Genomic DNA, 21,512 nt, shown 5'->3' with positions numbered 1-21,512 from the left:
ATTTATGACCACCGACACCCTGAAACTGATTCTTGAAGACACCGACGGCACCCAGCTGGAAACTTCCTGCACCCGCGTCGCCGTGGTCTGGCAGGGCAAGGAAATCTGGATCCAGCACGACGGCCGTGGCCAACTGCTGATCGGCGTTGACGTGGAAGAAGGCGATGCCGAATACGCCAATCTGCTGATGCGCCCACTGGCCACCAACCTGATGAGCCTGCAACTGGAAATGGAACCGGCCGACGTTGAAGGTGATGACGACGATCACGTCCACGGCCCAGGCTGCAACCACTAAGGAAGCTGCGTATGCTCGCCCTCGGCAAACTGCTTGAACTGACCCTCGCCGGTCGTGAACCGGCGCAAAAAATTCAACTGACTGTCGACGGCGTGCAGATGCGCTGGCTCAGCGAGGGCGCGCTTGAAGTGCGCCCACCTGAAGCGAAGGACAGCGGCGGCGACCTGCTGCTGTCGTCCGGCATCCATGGCAACGAAACCGCGCCGATCGAATTGCTCGACCGCCTGTTGCATGGCATCGCCCGTGGGGAGATCAAACCCCGCACCCGTATTCTGTTCCTGTTCGGCAACCCCGAGGCCATGCGCCGCGGCGAGCGTTACCTGGAACTGGACGTCAACCGGCTGTTCAACGGCCGTCACGAAAAAAATATCGGCCCGGAGGCCATGCGCGCCGCCGAGCTTGAGCAACTGGCCCGCAGCTTCTTCAGCCAGCCTGGCCGCTCGCGCCTGCATTACGACCTGCACACGGCTATTCGTGGCTCGAAGATCGAGCAGTTCGCTTTGTACCCGTGGAAGGAAGGCCGTCAGCATTCGCGCCATGAACTGGCACGCCTGAACGCTGCCGGCATGCAAGCGGTGCTGTTGCAGAACAAAACCTCGATCACCTTCACCGCGTTTACCTACGAGCAACTCGACGCCGAGGCTTTCACCCTGGAGCTGGGCAAGGCGCGGCCGTTCGGGCAGAACCAGGGTGTGGACGTATCTCGCCTGGAAACCCGCTTGAAGCAGATCATCGAAGGCACCGAGCCGGAAACCGAGAGCCTGGACGGCCTGCAATTGTTTGCCGTATCGCGCGAAGTCATCAAACACAGCGATGCCTTCCTGATGCACTTGCCCGCTGACGTGGAGAACTTCTCGCCGTTAGCGCAGGGCTACCTGCTGGCCGAAGACGTGGCCAAGACCCGCTGGGTGATCGAGGAGGAGGGTGCGCGCATCATCTTCCCTAACCCGAAGGTGAAGAATGGCTTGCGGGCCGGGATTCTGATTGTGCCCACCACCGACGCAGCACTGGTTTAAGCACTTGTCTGTGTCGACCTGGATGCAGTACGCGGCGGCAGCCCCAACGCTTTGCGCAAACCGTTCTCGCTGAAAGGTTCGGGGTTGGTCGTAGTGGGTTCGGTGCTTGGGTCGTTATCATGCAGCAGCGCCCCCATAAAAAACGCCCCGGCAAGCGAGCTTGTCGGGGCGTTTTTTTCGGGCTCAGTCTGTGTCAGACCGCCAGTTTTTGCTCACTGCGGCGGATCGCGCGGACCTTGTGCAGGGTGTCGGCGCAGGTGCGTGCAGCTTCCTGACCTTTGTGCACGAAGTGCTCGTAGAAGAAGGTCTGGTGTTCGCTGCCGGCGTGGAAGTGATGCGGGGTCAGGGACACCGAGAACACCGGCACTTCGGTTTCCAGCTGCACCTGCATCAGGCCGCTGACCACCGATTGGGCGACGAATTCGTGGCGATAGATGCCACCGTCCACCACCAGCGCGGCGGCAACGATACCGGCGTAACGGCCGGTCTTGGCCAGCAGCTTGGCGTGCAAGGGCATTTCAAAGGCGCCGCCGACTTCGAAGAAATCGATGTCCGATTCCTGGTAGCCCTGGGCGATCATTTCGGCGAGGAAACCTTTGCGCGATTGGTCGACAATATCCTTGTGCCAGCAGGCCTGGATAAACGCGACGCGCTCGCCGTGGTGGTTTTTGCTTTTGCTGTCGATTGCGGTGGGTTGCATGTTCTGACTCCTGTTTAAGAAAAAAACAGGGCGTTATGAATCGAATGGGATTTAAGGGTACGCAAGCACAATTCGTGCGCGGCCCTTAGGTGCCAATCCCGTTCTCTCTTCATCCGGACTATGACCGTCGGCCCCGGGATCACACCGGGTCTGCTGACCTTGTCGCCGTCCTGCCGGAGCAGTTCGAGGCGCCAAGCGCTCGCGGGCTATACACATTGCGTGTAATTACCGCCGGTGGGGAATTGCACCCCGCCCTGAGAACGTTGCCACCAGAACCCTGGCGGCGGAGAGTTTTTAACACGCTTTTTCGAAAACTGCACGACCGCTGTATCGATAAGCTATATCGCTTTGTTTGGTTGGTATTCGATTGAATGCATTGGGGGCTTGATATTCCGTGGCGTTGCCCGCAGTAATCACTCACAAAAGGAACTTACTCAACCCTTCAGAGGCTTGTTTCATGTCTGTGATCGACCTGCGCAGCGACACCGTGACCCAACCCACCCCCGGCATGCGGGACGCGATGGCCGCTGCCGTCAGCGGCGATGACGTGTATGGCGAGGACCCCAGCGTCAATCGCCTCGAAGCCGAACTGGCCAAGCGCCTGGGTTTTGCCGCCGCGTTGTTCGTGCCGACCGGCACCATGAGCAACCTGTTGGCGTTGATGGCCCACTGTGAACGCGGCGAGGAATACATCGTCGGCCAGCAGGCCCATACCTACAAATACGAAGGCGGTGGCGCGGCGGTGCTCGGTTCGATCCAGCCGCAACCCCTGGAAGTGCAGGCCGATGGTTCCCTGGACCTGGACCAGGTGCTGGCGGCGATCAAACCCGACGACTTCCACTTTGCCCGCACCCGTTTGCTGGCGCTGGAAAACACCATGCAAGGCAAGGTATTGCCGCTGGATTACTTGGCAAAGGCACGGGCATTCACCCGTGAACATGACCTGGCCCTGCATCTGGATGGCGCGCGGCTGTACAACGCAGCGGTCAAGCTCGGCGTGGATGCGCGCGAGATTGCCCAGCATTTCGATTCGGTGTCGGTGTGCCTGTCCAAAGGCCTTGGCGCGCCGATTGGTTCGGTGCTGTGCGGTTCCACGGCGTTGATCGCCAAGGCCCGGCGCCTGCGCAAGATGGTCGGCGGCGGCATGCGCCAGGCCGGCTCACTGGCGGCGGCGGGGCTGTATGCCCTGGATCACCAGGTGCAGCGCCTGGCTGATGACCACGCCAATGCCCAATGGCTGGGCGATGCGTTGCGCCAGGCCGGTTATGAGGTGGAGCCCGTGCAGACCAACATGGTCTACGTGCAGATCGGTGGCCAGGCTCAAGCCTTGAAGGCGTTTGCCGCCGAACGCGGGATCACGTTGAGCGCCGCCCCGCGTCTGCGCATGGTCACGCATTTGGATGTCAGCCGGGCGCAGATCGAGCAGGTCGCGCAGACATTCGTCGAATTTTCGCGGAAATGACCGTGCAGACCGTCTAATTGAACGTTTCAATCGTATAAACACGCTGTACCACCGGCAAAGGGCCGATATAATGCGGCCCTTTGCCGTCGCTCCGTCTGATGATGTTGCGCACTGGCCTTTGGCCGCAGCCTCCGTGGAAGAACCTAATGAAAAGCGCAGAAATCCGTGAAGCCTTCCTTCGCTTCTTCGAAGAGCAAGGCCACACCCGTGTAGCCTCCAGCTCCTTGATCCCAGGCAATGACCCCACCCTGCTGTTCACTAACGCGGGGATGAACCAGTTCAAGGACTGCTTCCTGGGCCAGGAAAAGCGCGCCTACACCCGCGCCACCAGCAGCCAGAAGTGCGTACGCGCCGGCGGCAAGAACAGTGACCTGGAAAACGTCGGTTACACCGCGCGCCACCACACCTTCTTCGAAATGCTCGGCAACTTCAGCTTCGGCGACTATTTCAAGAAAGACGCGATCACCTTTGCCTGGACCTTCCTGACCGGCGTGCTGAAGCTGCCGAAGGAAAAACTCTGGGTCACCGTCTACGCGACCGACGACGAAGCGTATGACATCTGGACCAATGAAATCGGTGTGCCGGTGGAGCGCATGATCCGCATCGGCGACAACAAGGGCGCGCCGTACGCCTCCGACAACTTCTGGACCATGGGCGATACCGGCCCGTGCGGCCCTTGCACCGAAATCTTCTACGATCACGGCGCCGACATCTGGGGCGGCCCGCCGGGCTCGCCGGAAGAAGATGGCGACCGTTACATCGAGATCTGGAACAACGTGTTCATGCAGTTCAACCGCACCGCCGATGGCGTGTTGCATCCGCTGCCGGCGCCGTCGGTAGACACCGGCATGGGCCTGGAGCGGATCAGTGCGGTGATGCAGCACGTTCACTCCAACTACGAAATCGACCTGTTCACCAACCTGCTGAGCGCCTCGGCTGCCGCGATTGGCTGCGCCAACGAAAACCAGTCGTCGCTCAAAGTAGTGTCGGACCACATCCGTTCCTGCGGTTTCCTGATCGCCGATGGCGTGCTGCCGTCGAACGAAGGCCGTGGTTATGTGCTGCGTCGCATCATCCGTCGTGCCTGCCGTCACGGCAACAAGCTGGGCGCCACCGGCAGCTTCTTCTACAAAATCGTCGCCGCGCTGGTTGCCGAGATGGGCGAAGCCTTCCCGGAACTCAAGCAGCAGCAAGACAACATCGAGCGCGTGCTCAAGGCTGAAGAAGAGCAGTTCTCCAAGACCCTGGAACACGGCCTGAAGATCCTGGAGCAGGACCTGGCCGGGCTCAAAGGCACCGTGGTGCCGGGCGACGTGGTGTTCAAGCTTTACGACACCTACGGATTCCCCATGGACCTGACCGCCGACATTGCCCGTGAGCGCGAGCTGACCGTCGATGAGGCCGGTTTTGAGCGTGAGATGGAAGCCCAGCGCGTGCGCGCTCGCTCCGCCAGCTCCTTTGGCCTGGACTACAACACCCTGGTCAAGGTTGATGTGCCTACCGAGTTCATTGGTTACCAGGCGACCGTTGGCTCGGCCAAAATTGTTGCTATCTATAAAGACGGCAAATCGGTCGACGTGTTGAACGAAGGCGATGAGGCCGTTGTGGTCCTGGACCAGACGCCGTTCTACGCCGAGTCCGGCGGCCAGATTGGTGACTGTGGTTTCCTCAGCTCGACCTCCGGTCGTTTTGAGGTGCGCGACACCACCAAGACCGGCGGCGCGTTCCTGCATCACGGTGTGCTGGTGCTGGGCAACCTGACGGTCGGTGCGCCGGTAGACACCCAGGTCGATGCCGACGTACGGCATGCAACCGCTTTGAATCACTCCGCCACTCACCTGCTGCACGCCGCGTTGCGTCAGGTACTGGGTGATCACGTTCAGCAGAAGGGTTCGTTGGTCGACAGTCAGCGCCTGCGCTTCGACTTCAGCCACTTTGAAGCGATCAAGCCGGAGCAGATCAAGGCCCTGGAAGACATCGTCAACGCCGAGATTCGCAAGAACACAGCGGTGGAAACCGAAGAAACCGATATCGAAACCGCTAAAAAGAAAGGCGCCATGGCGCTGTTTGGCGAGAAGTACGGCGATGAAGTGCGCGTGCTGAGCATGGGCGGCAGCTTCTCGGTGGAGCTGTGTGGCGGTATCCACGCCAACCGTACCGGCGACATCGGCCTGCTGAAAATCATCAGCGAAGGCGGTGTGGCGTCCGGCGTGCGTCGTATTGAAGCGGTGACCGGCGCTGCGGCGCTGGCTTACCTCAACGCGGCTGAAGAACAACTCAAGGAGGCGGCGGGCCTGGTCAAGGGCAGCCGTGACAACCTGATCGACAAGCTGTCCGCCGTTCTGGAGCGCAACCGTGCGCTGGAGAAACAGCTGGAGCAGTTGCAGGCCAAGGCAGCCAGTGCGGCGGGCGATGATCTGTCGGCCAGTGCGCTGGACGTCAAGGGTGTGAAAGTCCTGGCCGTGCGCCTGGACGGTCAGGATGGCAAGGCGCTGTTGGCCTTGGTCGATCAGTTGAAGAACAAGCTCGGCCGCGCAGTGATCCTGCTCGGCGGTGTCCATGAGGAAAAGGTCGTTCTGGTTGCCGGTGTAACCAAAGACCTGACTGGCCAACTCAAGGCCGGTGATTTGATGAAGCAAGCCGCCGCGGCAGTGGGCGGGAAGGGCGGTGGTCGTCCGGACATGGCGCAAGGCGGTGGTGTAGACGCCGGTGCCCTGGACGCGGCACTGGCCCTGACCGTGCCGTTTGTCGAGGCAGGCATTTAAGGCGCTGTTAATGAGCCCATGGTCTAGTCATGGGCTCGCTCGGTTGCTTGAATTTGTTTATTGGGCGCCCCTTTACGGGCTGAGGCGGCTTAGAAATGGCTTTGATCGTACAGAAATTTGGAGGCACCTCGGTCGGCTCTGTTGAAAGAATCGAGCAGGTGGCCGACAAGGTTAAGAAATTCCGCGATGCCGGCGACGACCTAGTGGTGGTGCTGTCGGCCATGAGCGGCGAGACCAATCGCCTGATCGACCTGGCCAAGGCAATCAGTGGTGATCAACAGCCGCTGCCACGTGAGCTGGATGTGATCGTGTCCACCGGCGAGCAGGTGACCATCGCTTTGCTGGCCATGGCGTTGAACAAGCGCGGTGTGCCGGCGGTGTCCTACACTGGCAGTCAGGTGCGCATCCTCACTGACAGCGCGCATACCAAGGCGCGGATCCTGCAGATCGACGATCAGAAAATCCGTACGGATCTGAAAGCCGGGCGCGTGGTAGTTGTAGCAGGGTTCCAGGGTGTGGATGAGCACGGCAACATCACCACCCTGGGGCGTGGCGGTTCGGACACTACCGGCGTGGCACTGGCCGCGGCTCTGAAGGCCGATGAATGCCAGATCTACACCGATGTGGATGGCGTTTACACCACGGATCCGCGCGTTGTCTCCGTGGCCCAGCGCCTGGACAAGATCACCTTTGAAGAGATGCTGGAAATGGCCAGCCTCGGTTCCAAGGTGCTGCAGATCCGTGCGGTGGAATTCGCCGGCAAGTACAACGTTCCGCTGCGCGTATTGCACAGCTTCAAAGAGGGTCCGGGCACCCTCATTACTATTGATGAAGAGGAATCCATGGAACAGCCGATCATTTCCGGTATCGCTTTCAACCGTGATGAAGCCAAGCTGACTATCCGTGGCGTGCCGGATACCCCGGGCGTGGCTTTCAAGATCCTGGGCCCTATCAGCGGCGCGAACATCGAAGTCGACATGATCGTGCAGAACGTTTCGCACGATAACACCACCGATTTCACCTTCACCGTGCACCGCAACGAGTACGATGCGGCGGAGAAGATCCTGCAGAACACCGCGAGCGAGATTGGCGCCCGTGAAGTGGTCGGCGATACCAAGATTGCCAAGGTGTCGATCGTGGGTGTGGGCATGCGTTCCCATGCCGGCGTTGCCAGCCGCATGTTCGAGGCACTGGCCAAGGAAAGCATCAACATCCAGATGATCTCCACCTCGGAAATCAAGGTCTCGGTGGTCATCGAAGAGAAGTACCTGGAATTGGCTGTACGCGCACTGCATACCGCTTTTGAGCTGGACGCTCCGGCCCGACAGGGCGAGTGACGAAGTGCCAGGAAGGCGCGGTTTACCGCGCCTTTCCTTTTTTTGTAGAGCGCATGTTCTTTTGCGTGCGCTCGACAATACTTAGGCGGGTAGGGCTATGGCCTTTGGGTTGTAGGTCGAAGGCCTTTTTTTTGCAGACTGTTGTTCCTGAACTGAAATGCGTGAGGAGAAAGGTATGCTGATTCTGACTCGTCGTTGCGCAGAAAGCCTGATTATCGGTGATGGCGAAATCACCGTGACCGTGCTCGGCGTCAAAGGCAATCAAGTGCGTATCGGGGTTAACGCTCCGAAAGAGGTGGCGGTACACCGCGAGGAAATCTACCTGCGGATCAAGAAAGAGAAGGACGAAGAACCAAGCCTTTAATTTTTATCGTTTTTTATGTTTGCAAACGGGGATGAACGTGGTTAATATACGCCCCGTGTTGCGGAGAGCTGGCCGAGTGGCCGAAGGCGCTCCCCTGCTAAGGGAGTACACCTCAAAAGGGTGTCGGGGGTTCGAATCCCCCGTTCTCCGCCATTATTTGCTTAGTACGTTGCAATCTGGTTTTTTCGCTAAGTTGTTGAAAATTAACGAAAAAATAGCTTTACATAGAGATTGAACGGCCTATAATGCGCGGCAACAAATGCACTCGTAGCTCAGCTGGATAGAGTACTCGGCTACGAACCGAGCGGTCACAGGTTCGAATCCTGTCGAGTGCACCATTTAAGAGTCAGTTGCAGCAATGCAAGTGATTCGGTTACAACCAGTTGTGATCTGGTCTAAAAACACAATCTGCACTCGTAGCTCAGCTGGATAGAGTACTCGGCTACGAACCGAGCGGTCACAGGTTCGAATCCTGTCGAGTGCACCATACAAACAAAAAGCCCGCCTAGTGCGGGCTTTTTGCCGTCTGGGGTTTGTGTAGGACTTTTTCTTTTTCTCTCGCGCCCATGTGTTTTCCTCCTCCACTGCGTCGTCGCAGTTCATAGATGCAGCCAATACTCAGCTTTGGCTCGCAAGCGCTTGTTCTTCCCAGTTTTTTGACGTTTAAAGTGGCCGGGCGGTGTATCATTGCGCCCGTCAGCCCCGCCGGGGCTTGTGGAATACCTCCATGGACTTACCCAGTAGTTGCTCAGTACCCCGTTTTACCAATCATGAATTGACTGATTGATCCTTCCGGCGTGCCCCGCTGCTGGGAGTGGAGTTCGCCTATGACCGAAGTAGAAGTAAAGAAAACACAAGAAAGCCTGCAGGATCGTCTGGCTCAAGTCATCGAGCTGCTGCAGCGCCAGCGCGTGGTCGAAGACCTCACGCACCGCCAGGATGGCCCGAACAACAATCTGGTCGAAAACCTGGTTCACCGGCAAAACCTCGTTGAGTTGCAACGCAAGCTCGACGACCTTCACTCTGCCGACGTCGCCTACATTCTCGAAGCCTTGCCGCTCGACGATCGACTGACCCTCTGGCAGTTGGTCAAGGCTGATCGAGACGGCGACATCCTGCTCGAAGTGTCCGACTCGGTTCGTGAAACCCTGATCGCCGACATGGACGATCACGAACTCCTGGCTGCGGCCAGGGAGATGGACGCCGACGAACTGGCCGACCTGGCCCCTGAACTGCCCCGTGATGTTGTCCATGAGCTGATGGAAGCCCTCGATGGCCAGCAACGTGAGCGTGTGCGCTCCGCGCTGTCCTACGACGAGGATCAAGTCGGCGCACTGATGGACTTCGAGATGGTCACCATCCGCGAAGACGTCAGTCTGGAAGTGGTCTTGCGTTACCTGCGTCGTCTCAAAGAGTTGCCGGGCCATACCGACAAGCTGTTCGTGGTCGACTATGAAGGCATTCTCAAGGGTGTTTTGCCGATCAAGCGGCTGCTGGTGAATGATCCAGACAAGAAAGTCGCAGACCTGATGGCCAGCGACACGGTGAGTTTCCACCCGGATGAAGACGCGTACGAGGCCGCCCAGGCGTTTGAGCGTTATGACTTGATCTCGGCGCCGGTGGTCGACAAGAACGGCAAGCTGATCGGCCGTTTGACCATCGATGAAATGGTCGACCTGATTCGTGAAGAGAGTGAGACCGAAGTCCTCAACATGGCAGGTTTGCGTGAAGAGGAAGATATCTTTGCCTCGGTCTGGCGTTCACTGCATAACCGTTGGGCGTGGCTGGCCATTAACCTGATTACCGCATTTATTGCGTCGCGGGTTATTGGATTGTTCGAGGGCTCAATCGAGAAGCTGGTGGCGCTCGCAGCGCTGATGCCGATTGTGGCTGGTATCGGCGGTAACTCGGGCAACCAGACGATTACCATGATCGTGCGCGCCATGGCGCTGGATCAGGTGAGTACGGCGAACTCGTCGCGTCTGCTGCGCAAAGAGTTGGCGGTTGGTTTGATCAATGGCCTGGTGTGGGGTGGGGTGATCGGTGTGGTGGCCTACTTGCTGTATGGCAGCTGGTCGCTCGGTGTGGTGATGACCGCCGCTATGACGCTCAACCTGCTGCTGGCGGCGCTGATGGGGGTATTGATCCCGATGACCCTGGCCCGCCTTGGGCGCGACCCGGCAATGGGTGCCAGCGTGATGATCACGGCCATGACCGACAGTGGTGGCTTCTTCATCTTCCTGGGTTTGGCAACGATCTTCCTACTCTGATCTTGCATGGCGCGCCGGCTTCCTCTTTAGGGGCCGGCTTGCCAGCGATCGCATCCCCTCGGTTTAAGTGATAGGCCGCATCGCTCGGATCGCCGGCAAGCCGGCTCCTACAAAAAATCCCACGCAAAAAAAAGCCAGCACATGGCTGGCTTCGGCTTTCAGTTGCAGATCAATTGGCTTCTGCGGCCGCCTCAACGTCATGCGCGATAAGCGAGACGAGAGCATTTTGCTGGCGGTGGGAGAGCTGACGAAAACGCTGCAGCAGTTCGCGTTCGTGCAGCGACAGCTCGGGGCTGTCCAGGCGCATGCTCAACTCGTCGCCCAGCGCACCTTCCTGAATGAGGCTTTGTTCCAGGCGCGCGATGATTTCGGAGTTCATGCTGCGGTGATGATTGCGAGCCACCTCGGCAATGCGTTCCCGCATTCCGTCTGGCAGACGTACGACGAACTTGTCAGCCGTACGGCTGGAATAAATTGCCTGTTTCAATGGGCGCATATATTTAACCGGTTAGTTCAGGGGAGCGGTTTTTGGAATTGGCCGCAAGATGAGTGTTAAGACAAGGCTCACGACCAAAGTTCAACCTGAATTGCAAAGAGGCCGCATCATGCCTCAGATTTGACATTTCCTTGGCGTCAATTCTGTGACAAATATTGAACTGGCTAAAGGCTTTATGCCAGCACTCATTTGCATTTTTGCGGACTGGTTGGAGAAATTTTCAACGCGTGAATCCGCGATGGAACTTCCCGTCAGCCCATGCCACCACAGGGTTTGAGGCCGCACATCCTATAGCAAAGTGGCCTTTTGCCCTTAAGTTTAAGACTAGTGGCAATTCGCCGATTAGCGAGGGGAAGGCGACATAAGGTAGGGAGGGGGGTTAGCGCAGGACTGGGTCAAATTTGATGCGTCGACCCACGATCAAGGTGAGCAGCAACAGGCTGGCGAACACGCCACTGGCGACGAATGCGGTCGTTTGGCCGTCTTGGGATTCAGTCCCCAGGCCCAGAATCCCTATCGATACGGTCAGGCATAAAAACAGCCAGGCAAATTTGTTCATCAGAGGTTCCTCAGAAAACCCAGTGCCCAGAGGCGGGTGCGGACTGAGTGCCTTGGGTCAGGCGTACAGGCGATTGCGCATTGGGGGTCATCACCGCCAGTTGCGGGCGTTGCTGCAGGTGATGTGGCACGGCCTGGCTGATCTGCGCAGGATCGTTGCTGCCGGTCGATTGAAAGTGAAACATCAGCAATGCAGCCAGGGCTACGGTGTTGAGGGCTAACAGAAGGGCACTGTTCATGGTCATGTTCTCCGCTTAACGCCGTGGCTTATTGGGTTTGTAGGAGAAGTATTGCAGGTGTCGTGCCAATCTATTAGTTCAATAAAATCAAAGGCTTGAGTCTACTTTAAACGACTGGAAGGTTGCAATTTGCAATGATGGCTTTTTGGGGGAGTGCATTTTGCACGATGGGCTCGCGGGCCTGTATTTTCGGGGGCAAGGCGGGATAAATGAGGTCGGTATCGGCCTACACTCAAAAAGCCCACGGACGACATGACAAAACTCACCTCGGCCGTTAACATGCACGCCGTCCGTCGCCGCGCCTTCAGCGCAGCGGCTGTCATTTGTCCCAGTAGCTCAATTGGATAGAGCATCCCCCTCCTAAGGGGAAGGTTGGCCGTTCGAACCGGCCCTGGGACACCAGATCCAAAGCCCCGCACAGATCCGTCTGGCGGGGCTTTTTTGTGGGCGTTTTCTGAAGATGGGTCGAACCTTGCCAGGGTTCTGGGTTCACACCCCTTGCGTCGTGTATTTATCGCAATCCGTGTATCCCGCGAGCAGCCAGACAGCGTCTGAGCCTTTAAGCAAAATAATCCCCGGAAACAGCGCATACCGCCTGTCCGGACCCGGCCACCCCGGACTATCATGCCGATAGCCCTGTCTCTCACCGCAAGGAGCCGCTCGGAACGCCGATGCGCCAGATCTGGAAATCTTTTCGAGCCCTTTATTTCGCCTCCTTGATGATGCTGATCGGCTCCGGCCTGCTCAGTACTTACCTAGCCCTGCGCCTGGCGGCTGATCATGTCGACAGCCTGTGGGTGGGTGCGTTGATGGCGGCCAACTATTTTGGCCTGGTGCTGGGTGGCAAGATCGGGCACCGCCTGATTGCCCGGGTCGGGCATATCCGCGCCTATGCAACCTGCGCCGGGATTGTCGGTGCGGCCGTGCTGGGCCATGGCCTGATCGACTGGCTGCCGGCGTGGATCGTGCTGCGGATGATCGTGGGCCTGGGCATGATGTGCCAGTACATGGTTATCGAGAGCTGGCTCAATGAGCAGGCGGACGCCAAGCAGCGTGGCGTGGTGTTCAGCGGTTACATGATCGCTTCCTACCTGGGCCTGGTCCTCGGTCAACTGATCCTGGTCATGCACCCTCAGCTTGGCCTTGAATTGCTGATGCTGGTGGCGCTGTGTTTCGCCCTGTGCCTGGTGCCGGTGGCCATGACCCGGCGGATTCACCCGGCGCCGCTGCATCCTGCGCCGATGGAGCCACGCTTCTTTATCAAGCGCGTGCCGCAGTCGTTGAGTACGGTGCTCGGTGCGGGATTGATCGTGGGCTCGTTCTACGGTCTGGCGCCGCTCTACGCGTCGCAGCAAGGGCTCACAACCGAGCAAGTCGGCTTGTTCATGGGTAGCTGCATTTTTGCCGGGCTGTTGGTGCAATGGCCGTTGGGCTGGTTGTCTGATCGTTATGATCGCGCGCTGTTGATCCGTTGTTTTGCCTTGGCTCTGGCTGTGGCGGCATTGCCTCTGGCGATCATGACTCAGGTTCCGCTGGAAGTGCTGTTTGTCGCCGGGTTCCTGTGTTCGTTGGTTCAGTTTTGCCTGTACCCGCTGGCCGTGGCGTTTTCCAACGACCACGTCGAAGGCGATCGTCGGGTATCCCTGACAGCGATGCTGCTGGTGACCTACGGTGTAGGCGCCAGCATCGGGCCGCTGCTGGCCGGCGTGGTGATGAAGCTCTTTGGCAGTCAGATGTTGTATGCGTTTTTCAGCCTGTGCGCTTTGATCCTGGTGTGGCGTATCCGGCCGAAAGCTGTGACCAACCTGCATCAGGTGGACGACGCACCGTTGCACCACGTCGCGATGCCAGACAGCATGTCCAGCTCGCCGCTGGTGGCGTGCCTCGACCCGCGGGTGGATGAGGCCGTGGTGCAGGAGCAAATGCAAACCGCCGTCCCGGACGCTGAGCCGCAAACGGATCCGAACCCAGAGCCGGATGAGCCGCTCTTTGAAGGGCCGCCTGAACCCGTGGGACCAGACGAGCACCCTCACGACTTGAGCCGGGCGCGTCCCTGAAAGCAAAAACGGGCAGATCCCATCAGGATCTGCCCGTTTTTTTGCCGCGATCTTTAAGCTTTAAAAATCATCGTCTTTGTCGAAGCGCCTTGCTTCGCGTTGCAGCTGATACACAAAACGCTCGACTTGGCGCTGCACCAAGCCACTCATGTTGTGGAAGCGCACACCGGCGAAGGTGGTGTTGATCTTCTCTTCGAAGTGCAAATAACGCAGTTCGACCGAGGTGGTCATGCTGCCAAAGGGCAGGGCGGCGATAAAGCGGTCGTAGACCTGGCCCAGTTGCAAGCGCTCGGAGATATCCCCTTCAAAGCGCAGTTTGCAGCCGGTGGCGGAAATATCCAGCAGCTTGCCGCTGATCGGTGCATTGAGCTTCTCGCCGCCCAGTTCGATGTTGACCAGTTGGGCCAGTTTCAAGGCGGCGCGGAAGGCATTGCGGCGCTGGTGGTAGACTACTTCGTCAGGCATGCCGCCGGTGTAGATGCGGTGGCCGTCTTTTTCACTGATGGTGTAAGTACCGTTGCTTTCCCATGCGACGCGCACGCCTTCATGAAAACCTTCGATACGAAACGGCTCGCCGCTTTCGAGGAAGCGCTCACCGTCACGCGGGATCATTTCGTCCAGTGCCAGGGTCTTGCTGTCCCGGTCCACGTCGACCAGGTAGCTCTGGAAGCGCTGGCTGCGCTCATGAAAGGTGATGATCAGCGGGTCATGGCTGTCTTGCAGCATCCGCAAGGTGCTGGCGATTTCCAGAGGCGTGGTGAGGACCTTGGGTGGCTGCGGGGCATCTTCCGCATTAAGGGCGTTGAACACGGTTCTTCCATCTCCAGACAAAATACGACTACACGCAAGAGCAGGCATTCTGCCAGTATGTGGTGCGCCTTGGAAAGGTGCGCTGTAAACCGGCGTCAGGCTTGGCTGCGGGTGCTTGGCTTGACCAGGCGCGAGGTGGAACCTTGGGCATTGTAAAGCGCCGGAGGCTCTCCGCCGTGAAGTATACGCAACTGGTTGGCGGTCGTGGCTTGCTGAAGCTGGATCGACTGACCGTTGAGCAAGTTGGCTTCCTGGCACTGGGTGAGCAATTGATTGAGTTCTTTGCTCTGGGCCAGTAGTTGATCGCCAACCGAAGAGTGGCTAGCCAACTGCGTCAGGCCATCATGGTCTGCGGGCAGGCCCAGGCTGACGAGGATCTGGCTGCGTTTTTTGCCGTGCTGTTCCAGCAGGACAATCAGCGACTGCTTGCGCGCCAGGATTTCTTCCAGCAGGGGCATGTCCCGGCCGTAGAGGGCCAGGGATTCTTCCCTGAGCAGCTCGAGCAGCTGTTGCGTCGGCGCTAGATCATCAATGATCAGTTGAAGCAGATTTTCGTCGTGATGCATGGCTGGCCTTGGGGTTTAAGCGTCCAAAAGCCCTGCGCAGGCCTGTGCCTAGCGCTCGGCTTCGAAATTAAGCAGCTTGCTGGCTACACGGTTGCTGTCGACTTTATAGCTGCCATCGGCGATTGCCTGTTTCAATTCGGCCACACGGGCTTTATTGACCACCGGTTGATCGCGCAGCGAGTCAGTGACCTTCTGCAACTGTTGAGCCTCATTGCTCAGGTGTACGGATTCCCCGCTCTGGCTGACGCTGGCCTGTTCTGCCTTGGCGGGCAGTGGCTGGGCCTTGGCTTCTACGCTGTCTTTGGTGCCAGTAGCTCGCGTAGGGGCCGACGTGGTCGGGGTGTTATTTAAACGACTGAAATCGATGACCATGATCAAAAAACCTCTGGGTATTTGGACGCTTGCCATGTTTTCGGCCATACCCGGACAAACTTTAGGCTCGATTGACAATAAAACCTGCAGGCCGGCATCCAACCGACAGTGTAGGAAAAGCGCGCGCCCGATACCAGTAGTCTATAAAGCCACCTCCACCTGACCCGGTGCGGTGACCCGTGCCTTGATCACTCGGTTGGAGTTGAGGTTCTTCACGCGAATCTGTTCGCTCATGCCGCCATTGGACAGGGCTTCCCCCGGCATCTTTACCTGCAGCGCACCGCTGCTGGCGGAAATCACCACTTGGTCGCCCTTGCGAATCACCTCCGCCTGCTCCAGATGCACCAAAGTGATGACCTGGTCGGTGACCACTGGTCGGGTCAATTTCTGCCCGACCGCCTGGTCGAGGGAGGTCAGGTAGCCCTGGCTGATCATGCTGATATCGCGTTCGCGTAGTACCACGTCCTCGAAACCGATGATCCCGGTACGTTTGAGCGGGCGGGCAACCACCACCACATCACGGAAGAGCTTGACCTGCGCCGGCACGAACACGGTCCAGGGCGAGGCGCCGTCGCAGCGCACCTTGACCGTCACACGGCCGATCGGCTGGGCGGGGCTTTCCAGGGTGGCTGTCAATTCCTTGTCGCACATGGGCATGCGCAGGCGTGGGTCCAACTGGTTGACCTGGATTTCATAACGCCCTGGTGTCTGGGTAGTTGCCAGATAATCTTCTACAGTGAACTCAAGAAAGCCTTGGGTGACGCCGATAAGTAGATCAGGCAAGGTGACGTTGTCTGCGCGGGCCGCGGTGCCCAGGCCGAAGGCAAGCAGCGCCAGCGGTGCGCAAAGCAATGTGCGGTACCGTGTCAGGATGGGGCGTCGGGAAAATGTCGTTTTAATATCCATGACCAATAAATAGCAAAGGCCGTGCCGTTTAGAGTTGGGTGCGCGTCACTGCCCTTATAGGTATGGCCAAAGGTTTTAGCGTGGGAGTCAAGGCATGGCAGGAGTAATGGATTCAGTAAACCAGCGCACACAGCTGGTAGGGCAGAATCGCCTGGAGTTGTTGCTTTTTCGCCTGGATGGCAAGCAGTTGTATGGCATCAACGTGTTCAAGGTGCGGGAAGTGCTGCAATGCCCCAAGCTGACGATCATGCCCAAGTCGAGCCCGGTGGTGTGTGGCGTCGCCAATATCCGTGGCGCGACGATCCCGATTCTTGACCTGTCCCTGGCCACGGGTTCGGCGGGTTTGCAGGACCGTGAGAACCCGTTCGTCATCATTACCGAGTACAACACCAAGACCCAGGGTTTCCTGGTGCGCTCGGTGGAGCGCATCGTCAACATGAATTGGGAGGAGATCCATCCGCCGCCCAAGGGCACCGGTCGCGATCACTACCTCACTGCCGTGACGCGGGTGGATAACCAGTTGGTGGAAATCATCGACGTGGAGAAGATCCTCGCCGAAGTGGCACCTACCTCGGAATCGATTTCCGTGGGGGTGGTGGACGCCGAAACTGCGCACAAGGCCGTTTCTCTGCGCGTGCTGACCGTGGACGATTCCTCGGTAGCGCGCAAGCAGGTGACCCGTTGCCTGCAGACGGTCGGCGTGGAAGTGGTGGCCCTCAACGACGGTCGCCAGGCGCTGGATTACCTGCGCAAGTTGGTGGACGACGGCAAGAAGCCGGAAGAAGAATTCTTGATGATGATCTCCGACATCGAGATGCCGGAAATGGACGGCTACACCCTCACGGCCGAGATACGCAACGATCCACGCATGCAAAAATTGCATATCATCCTGCATACTTCGTTGTCGGGTGTATTCAATCAGGCGATGGTCAAGAAGGTCGGTGCCGATGACTTCCTGGCCAAATTCCGTCCTGATGACCTGGCATCCCGGGTAGTCGACCGGATCAAGGCAGCAGATCACGGCTAGGGGGATTTCCCCCTGGCGGTCACACGATTTAAGAGGCGGTATCATTGTCTACGGGTAATTTGGATTTCGAACAGTTCCGGGTCTTCCTGGAAAAAGCCTGTGGCATACTGCTCGGTGAAAACAAGCAGTACCTGGTATCCAGCCGTCTCAACAAACTGATGGAACAGCAGGGCATCAAGTCGTTGGGTGAGCTGGTCCAGCGCATCCAGGGGCAGCCGCGCAGTGGGCTCAAGGAGATGGTGGTCGATGCCATGACCACCAACGAAACCCTGTGGTTTCGCGACACCTATCCGTTTGAAGTGCTCAAGAGCAAAGTGTTGCCGGAGGCCATCAAGGCCAGCCCCGGCCAGCGCCTGCGCATCTGGTCGGCCGCTTGCTCTTCGGGGCAGGAACCGTACTCGATTTCGATGTCCATCGATGAGTTCGAACGGACGAACATGGGCCAGTTGAAGGCCGGGGCGCAAATCGTCGCCACCGACCTGTCTGGCACGATGCTCAACAACTGCAAGACTGGCGAGTACGACAGCCTGGCCCTGGGCCGTGGTTTGTCGCAGGAGCGCCTGCAACGTTACTTCGATCCGAAAGGGGCGGGGCGCTGGGCGGTCAAGGCGCCGATCAAGAATCGTGTGGAGTTCCGCTCGTTCAACCTGCTCGACAGCTACGCCAGCCTGGGCAAGTTCGACATGGTGTTCTGCCGCAACGTGCTGATCTACTTCTCGGCCGAAGTGAAGAAAGACATCCTGCTGCGCATCCATGGCACGCTCAAGCGTGGCGGCTACCTTTTCCTGGGTGCTTCCGAAGCGCTGAACGGACTGCCGGATCATTACCAGATGGTGCAGTGCAGTCCGGGGATCATTTACCAGGCTAAGTAAGTCGTACGTGGTAAAAAATGTGGGAGGGGGCTTGCCCCCGATAGCAGTGGTTCAGTTGATGCATCTTTGACTGAAACACCGCCATCGGGGGCAAGCCCCCTCCCACATTTTGTTGCGGCAAACCGAAGTAAAGCGGCAACCCTTCATTGCCGCTTTACTGGCACCACGCGGAAACCGCTTGCCGCTTTTCTGGCATTGCCGCCCGGCAATCCGCCCCCAAGCCCTTTAAATACGGGCTTCCCACAAACTGGCACACACCTTGCTATAACCCTGTTAACGAAAAGCAGGTCAGCCCCTAAAGGTTTCCACCATGAGCATCAGCTTCGATAAAGCGCTCGGTATCCACGAACAAGCCCTGGGCTTCCGCGCCCAGCGTGCCGAAGTCCTGGCCAACAACATTGCCAACGCCGACACCCCGAACTACAAGGCTCGGGACCTGGACTTTTCCGCCGTGCTCGCTGCACAGCAGGACAAGACCAAGAACGGCACCTTCGCCTTGAACATGACCAACAGTCGTCATATCGAAGCCCAAGGCCTGAGCAATGGTGACGAGTCGTTGCTGTATCGCACGCCGATGCAGCCCTCGATCGACCAGAACACCGTCGACGCGCAGCTGGAGCAATCGGCCTACGCCGAGAACTCGGTGAACTTCCAAGCCAGCTTCACCCTGCTTAACAGCAAATTCAAAGGGCTGATGTCAGCCCTGCGTGGAGAGTAAGCCATGTCCCTGTCCAGTGTTTTCAATATTGCCGGCAGTGGCATGAGCGCGCAGACCACGCGTTTGAACACCGTCGCCAGTAACATCGCCAACGCCGAGACCGTGTCTTCGAGCATTGACCAGACTTACCGTGCCCGCCACCCGGTGTTCGCCACCATGTTCCAGGGCGGCCAGGCGGGCGGCAGCGATTCGTTGTTCCAGGACCAGGGTGCAGCAGGCTCCGGCGTGCAAGTGCTCGGTGTGGTCGAGGACCAGAGCAACCTTGAAGCCCGCTACGAACCCAACCATCCCGCCGCGAACGAAAAGGGTTATGTCTACTACCCCAACGTCAACGTGGTCGAGGAAATGGCCGACATGATTTCCGCCAGCCGCTCGTTCCAGACCAACGCGGAAATGATGAACACCGCCAAAACCATGATGCAGAAGGTCCTGACCCTGGGTCAGTGATAAGGGGCGCCAAATAATGGCCATTGTTGATACGAGTAACAACACGCCAGTCCAGGACCTTTTCAATTCCAAGGTCAAGACCGCCACAGACAACGCCAGCAGCCTGGGCGACGCTTCCAAGGCCGCGACCGGCAAACAGTCGCTGGGCAAGGATGCGTTCCTGCAACTGTTGGTAACCCAGCTGAAGAACCAGAACCCTCTGTCGCCGCAAGACAACGGCGCGTTCGTGGCTCAGTTGGCGCAGTTCAGCAGCCTGGAAGGCATCAATACGCTGAATGACTCGGTGAATGCGATCTCCAGCAACTTCAGCTCGTCGCAAGCGCTGCAGGCATCGTCGCTGGTAGGCCGCTCGATCATCATCCAGACCGACAAGGCCATGGTAGATACCAGCAAGAGCATGACCGGTTCGGTGGATGTGAAAACGGCGACGGGCAACGTCACCGTCAAGGTCACCGACAAAGACGGCAACCTGGTGCGCACCATCGAAATGGGCGCCCAGGCTGTCGGTAGTCAGAGCTTTATCTGGGATGGCAAGAACGAGAAGGGCGAGGTCGCTCCTGCGGGCACCTACACCTTCAATGCCACCACCAAGAATGACAAGGGCGACGCCGTTGCCCTGACCACTTCGCTGCCAGCAACGGTAACGAGCGTGACCTTGAGCAAGACCGGCGGCGAAATGCTGTTGAACCTGGCTGGCGGCATGGGCAGCGTCAAGCTGTCGCAAATTCAGACTATCGGTACATAGAGCCGGCTAAATACGGCAGAGGGAGAGAAACATGTCTTTTAACATCGGCCTTAGCGGCCTCTATGCGGCCAACAAACAACTGGACGTGACTGGCAACAACATCGCCAACGTCGCGACCACTGGCTTCAAGTCGTCCCGTGCGGAATTCGCGGACATCTACGCGGCCTCCAAGCTGGGCACCGGCCAGAACAGCATCGGTAACGGTGTGAACCTGGCGGCTGTATCCCAGCAGTTCACCCAAGGTGACGTGAACGGTAGCGGCGGCATCCTGGACATGGCGATCCAGGGCGGCGGCTTCTTCGTGCAGAAGGGCAGTGACGGTTCGCTGGAATACACCCGTAGCGGTGCCTTCCGTGCCGACAAAGACGGCTACATCACCAACAACACCGGCACCTCGCGCCTGCAAGGTTATGCGGCGGATGCGGATGGCAAGATCATCAAGGGCGGCCTGACCGACCTGCAACTGAACCTGTCGAACCTGCCGCCCAAGGCGTCCACCAAAGTGGACTCCACCAGTAACCTGAACTCTTCGGAACCGGTGATCGACCAGGCGGCCAAGCCGTTCAACCCGAACGACACCAGCACCTTTACCACCCAGTACAGCACCACCTTGTACGACTCCCAGGGCAATGCACACCCAATGGTGCAATACCTGGTGAAAACCGACGGCAACAAGTGGAATGCCTATACGCTGATTGACGGCCGCAACCCGGACGGTTCACCTCCTTTCGGCACCGGTGCCGATGTGAAGGCGCCAGTACCGTCGACATTGAGCTTTGACGGTGCCGGCAAACTCACCAGCGTCGTGACGGGTACTGTTTCCAACAAGACCTTGACCATCACCGGTTGGGTCCCTGGCACCGTGACCGATGGTGTGTGGAAGAAAAATGGTGCTGATGCGAACCCGACCGGCATCGCAGTCAACATGGCCAACATCACCCAGTACAACTCGGCCACTTACCGTAACCCACCGGTCACCGATGGCTACGCCACCGGCCAGATCACCGGCCTGAAAATCGACGGCAGCGGCGTACTGTTCGCAACGTTCAGCAACCAGCAGAGCAAGGCCATCGGCCAGATCTCCCTGGCCAGCTTCAACAACGAACAAGGCCTGCAGCCGGCTGGCGGAACCACCTGGAGAGAGACCTTCGCTTCGGGCCAGCCGGGTTATGACACCCCGCAAGCCGGCACTCTGGGTTCGATCGTGGCCAACTCCCTGGAGAACTCTAACGTCAACCTGACCAACGAGCTGGTGGACCTGATCAAAGCGCAGAGCAACTATCAGGCGAACGCCAAGACCATCTCCACCCAGAGCACCATCATGCAGACCATCATTCAGATGACTTGATGCTGTTGATCTGATACCGCTTAAAAAACCCCTCGATGAGGGGTTTTTTTTGGTCCGCGTTTACACATTCGATGTGCCCTTGAGGATGGAACCATTGATGACTTTTTCTTCACCCATTGAGCCGGTGATCAACTCAAAGGTG

General features: G+C 58.4%; 22 protein-coding genes, 4 tRNA genes and 1 riboswitch. Of the genes, 18 read left to right on the top strand and 8 right to left on the bottom strand.

Annotated features, from left to right (window positions below; all coding sequences use genetic code 11):
• Nucleotides 1-4: 4 nt before the first annotated feature.
• Together WH299_RS00575 and astE are read left to right on the top strand one after the other, a co-directional pair.
• A complete protein-coding gene (locus WH299_RS00575; protein WP_003214319.1) occupies nucleotides 5-295 on the top strand; it encodes a hypothetical protein in 291 nt (96 codons plus the stop codon).
• Between the two features lie 11 nt (nucleotides 296-306).
• Nucleotides 307-1,311 carry a succinylglutamate desuccinylase gene (gene astE, locus WH299_RS00570; protein WP_122726375.1) on the top strand — a complete coding sequence of 335 codons (1,005 nt, stop codon included), beginning with the start codon at nucleotides 307-309 and terminating at the stop codon, nucleotides 1,309-1,311.
• Nucleotides 1,312-1,504: 193 nt separating this feature from the next.
• Here astE and WH299_RS00565 read toward each other — a convergent pair whose 3' ends face one another.
• The gene (locus WH299_RS00565; RefSeq protein ID WP_010208324.1) at nucleotides 1,505-2,011 is read right to left on the bottom strand and encodes a 6,7-dimethyl-8-ribityllumazine synthase; all 507 of its coding nucleotides are present in this window, start codon (nucleotides 2,009-2,011) and stop codon (nucleotides 1,505-1,507) included.
• A 96-nt stretch (nucleotides 2,012-2,107) separates the two neighbouring features.
• A riboswitch (FMN riboswitch) is annotated at nucleotides 2,108-2,277 on the bottom strand.
• A 191-nt stretch (nucleotides 2,278-2,468) separates the two neighbouring features.
• Between WH299_RS00565 and ltaE the strand changes: the two genes are divergently transcribed.
• The 8 genes from ltaE to mgtE all read left to right on the top strand — a co-directional run bounded on the left by ltaE (nucleotide 2,469) and on the right by mgtE (nucleotide 10,209).
• The gene (ltaE, locus tag WH299_RS00560; RefSeq protein WP_028617611.1) at nucleotides 2,469-3,473 is read left to right on the top strand and encodes a low-specificity L-threonine aldolase; all 1,005 of its coding nucleotides are present in this window, start codon (nucleotides 2,469-2,471) and stop codon (nucleotides 3,471-3,473) included.
• Nucleotides 3,474-3,619: 146 nt separating this feature from the next.
• Nucleotides 3,620-6,238 carry an alanine--tRNA ligase gene (alaS, locus tag WH299_RS00555; RefSeq protein ID WP_028617610.1) on the top strand — a complete coding sequence of 873 codons (2,619 nt, stop codon included), beginning with the start codon at nucleotides 3,620-3,622 and terminating at the stop codon, nucleotides 6,236-6,238.
• Nucleotides 6,239-6,333: 95 nt separating this feature from the next.
• Nucleotides 6,334-7,575 carry an aspartate kinase gene (locus WH299_RS00550; RefSeq protein ID WP_028617609.1) on the top strand — a complete coding sequence of 414 codons (1,242 nt, stop codon included), beginning with the start codon at nucleotides 6,334-6,336 and terminating at the stop codon, nucleotides 7,573-7,575.
• 175 nt (nucleotides 7,576-7,750) lie between these two features.
• Complete coding sequence (gene csrA / locus WH299_RS00545) at nucleotides 7,751-7,939, top strand: carbon storage regulator CsrA (RefSeq protein WP_003175645.1); 189 nt, start codon at nucleotides 7,751-7,753, stop codon at nucleotides 7,937-7,939.
• 62 nt (nucleotides 7,940-8,001) lie between these two features.
• Nucleotides 8,002-8,092, top strand: a tRNA-Ser gene (locus WH299_RS00540).
• A 108-nt stretch (nucleotides 8,093-8,200) separates the two neighbouring features.
• Nucleotides 8,201-8,277 (top strand) — tRNA-Arg (locus tag WH299_RS00535).
• A 72-nt stretch (nucleotides 8,278-8,349) separates the two neighbouring features.
• A tRNA-Arg gene (locus WH299_RS00530) sits at nucleotides 8,350-8,426 on the top strand.
• 340 nt (nucleotides 8,427-8,766) lie between these two features.
• Nucleotides 8,767-10,209, top strand: a complete 1,443-nt coding sequence (mgtE, locus tag WH299_RS00525; RefSeq protein WP_122726378.1) for a magnesium transporter — start codon at nucleotides 8,767-8,769, stop codon at nucleotides 10,207-10,209.
• A gap of 169 nt (nucleotides 10,210-10,378) precedes the next feature.
• Here the strand turns inward: mgtE and WH299_RS00520 are convergent, their stop codons facing one another.
• The 3 genes from WH299_RS00520 to WH299_RS00510 form a co-directional block, all read right to left on the bottom strand.
• The gene (locus WH299_RS00520) at nucleotides 10,379-10,705 is read right to left on the bottom strand and encodes an Arc family DNA-binding protein (protein WP_003175643.1); all 327 of its coding nucleotides are present in this window, start codon (nucleotides 10,703-10,705) and stop codon (nucleotides 10,379-10,381) included.
• Nucleotides 10,706-11,084: 379 nt separating this feature from the next.
• Entirely contained in the window at nucleotides 11,085-11,264 is a 180-nt protein-coding gene (locus WH299_RS00515) for a PA3371 family protein (RefSeq protein ID WP_122726380.1), read from the bottom strand.
• 10 nt (nucleotides 11,265-11,274) lie between these two features.
• On the bottom strand, nucleotides 11,275-11,502 hold the full coding sequence (locus WH299_RS00510; protein ID WP_126570502.1) for a hypothetical protein: 228 nt from the start codon (nucleotides 11,500-11,502) through the stop codon (nucleotides 11,275-11,277).
• A 325-nt stretch (nucleotides 11,503-11,827) separates the two neighbouring features.
• Here WH299_RS00510 and WH299_RS00505 point away from each other — a divergent pair.
• Nucleotides 11,828-11,904, top strand: a tRNA-Arg gene (locus WH299_RS00505).
• Nucleotides 11,905-12,173: 269 nt separating this feature from the next.
• Nucleotides 12,174-13,559 carry an MFS transporter gene (locus WH299_RS00500; RefSeq protein WP_122726411.1) on the top strand — a complete coding sequence of 462 codons (1,386 nt, stop codon included), beginning with the start codon at nucleotides 12,174-12,176 and terminating at the stop codon, nucleotides 13,557-13,559.
• 60 nt (nucleotides 13,560-13,619) lie between these two features.
• Here WH299_RS00500 and WH299_RS00495 read toward each other — a convergent pair whose 3' ends face one another.
• From WH299_RS00495 to flgA, 4 genes are all read right to left on the bottom strand, one after another.
• The gene (locus WH299_RS00495; protein ID WP_122726414.1) at nucleotides 13,620-14,369 is read right to left on the bottom strand and encodes a flagellar brake protein; all 750 of its coding nucleotides are present in this window, start codon (nucleotides 14,367-14,369) and stop codon (nucleotides 13,620-13,622) included.
• Between the two features lie 95 nt (nucleotides 14,370-14,464).
• The gene (locus WH299_RS00490; RefSeq protein WP_028617603.1) at nucleotides 14,465-14,935 is read right to left on the bottom strand and encodes a flagella synthesis protein FlgN; all 471 of its coding nucleotides are present in this window, start codon (nucleotides 14,933-14,935) and stop codon (nucleotides 14,465-14,467) included.
• 48 nt (nucleotides 14,936-14,983) lie between these two features.
• Nucleotides 14,984-15,307, bottom strand: a complete 324-nt coding sequence (gene flgM, locus WH299_RS00485) for a flagellar biosynthesis anti-sigma factor FlgM (RefSeq protein WP_122687331.1) — start codon at nucleotides 15,305-15,307, stop codon at nucleotides 14,984-14,986.
• Between the two features lie 141 nt (nucleotides 15,308-15,448).
• Complete coding sequence (gene flgA / locus WH299_RS00480) at nucleotides 15,449-16,213, bottom strand: flagellar basal body P-ring formation chaperone FlgA (RefSeq protein WP_122726416.1); 765 nt, start codon at nucleotides 16,211-16,213, stop codon at nucleotides 15,449-15,451.
• A 94-nt stretch (nucleotides 16,214-16,307) separates the two neighbouring features.
• On the opposite strand from flgA, the gene WH299_RS00475 reads away from it, so the two are divergent.
• From WH299_RS00475 to flgE, 6 genes are all read left to right on the top strand, one after another.
• On the top strand, nucleotides 16,308-17,240 hold the full coding sequence (locus WH299_RS00475; protein WP_123474583.1) for a chemotaxis protein CheV: 933 nt from the start codon (nucleotides 16,308-16,310) through the stop codon (nucleotides 17,238-17,240).
• Between the two features lie 44 nt (nucleotides 17,241-17,284).
• Nucleotides 17,285-18,112, top strand: coding sequence for a protein-glutamate O-methyltransferase CheR (gene cheR, locus WH299_RS00470; RefSeq protein ID WP_122726421.1), 828 nt, complete (start codon nucleotides 17,285-17,287; stop codon nucleotides 18,110-18,112).
• 310 nt (nucleotides 18,113-18,422) lie between these two features.
• Nucleotides 18,423-18,830, top strand: coding sequence for a flagellar basal body rod protein FlgB (flgB, locus tag WH299_RS00465; RefSeq protein WP_010208346.1), 408 nt, complete (start codon nucleotides 18,423-18,425; stop codon nucleotides 18,828-18,830).
• Between the two features lie 3 nt (nucleotides 18,831-18,833).
• Nucleotides 18,834-19,277, top strand: a complete 444-nt coding sequence (flgC, locus tag WH299_RS00460) for a flagellar basal body rod protein FlgC (RefSeq protein ID WP_010208347.1) — start codon at nucleotides 18,834-18,836, stop codon at nucleotides 19,275-19,277.
• 16 nt (nucleotides 19,278-19,293) lie between these two features.
• Nucleotides 19,294-20,022, top strand: coding sequence for a flagellar hook assembly protein FlgD (flgD, locus tag WH299_RS00455; RefSeq protein ID WP_028617598.1), 729 nt, complete (start codon nucleotides 19,294-19,296; stop codon nucleotides 20,020-20,022).
• 31 nt (nucleotides 20,023-20,053) lie between these two features.
• A complete protein-coding gene (gene flgE / locus WH299_RS00450) occupies nucleotides 20,054-21,370 on the top strand; it encodes a flagellar hook protein FlgE (RefSeq protein ID WP_122687168.1) in 1,317 nt (438 codons plus the stop codon).
• The last annotated feature ends 142 nt before the right edge of the window (nucleotides 21,371-21,512 follow it).

Source organism: Pseudomonas sp. MYb541, assembly GCF_037479595.1.
Lineage (GTDB): Bacteria > Pseudomonadota > Gammaproteobacteria > Pseudomonadales > Pseudomonadaceae > Aquipseudomonas > Aquipseudomonas canadensis.
This window is presented reverse-complemented; position numbering and strand designations above follow the sequence as displayed.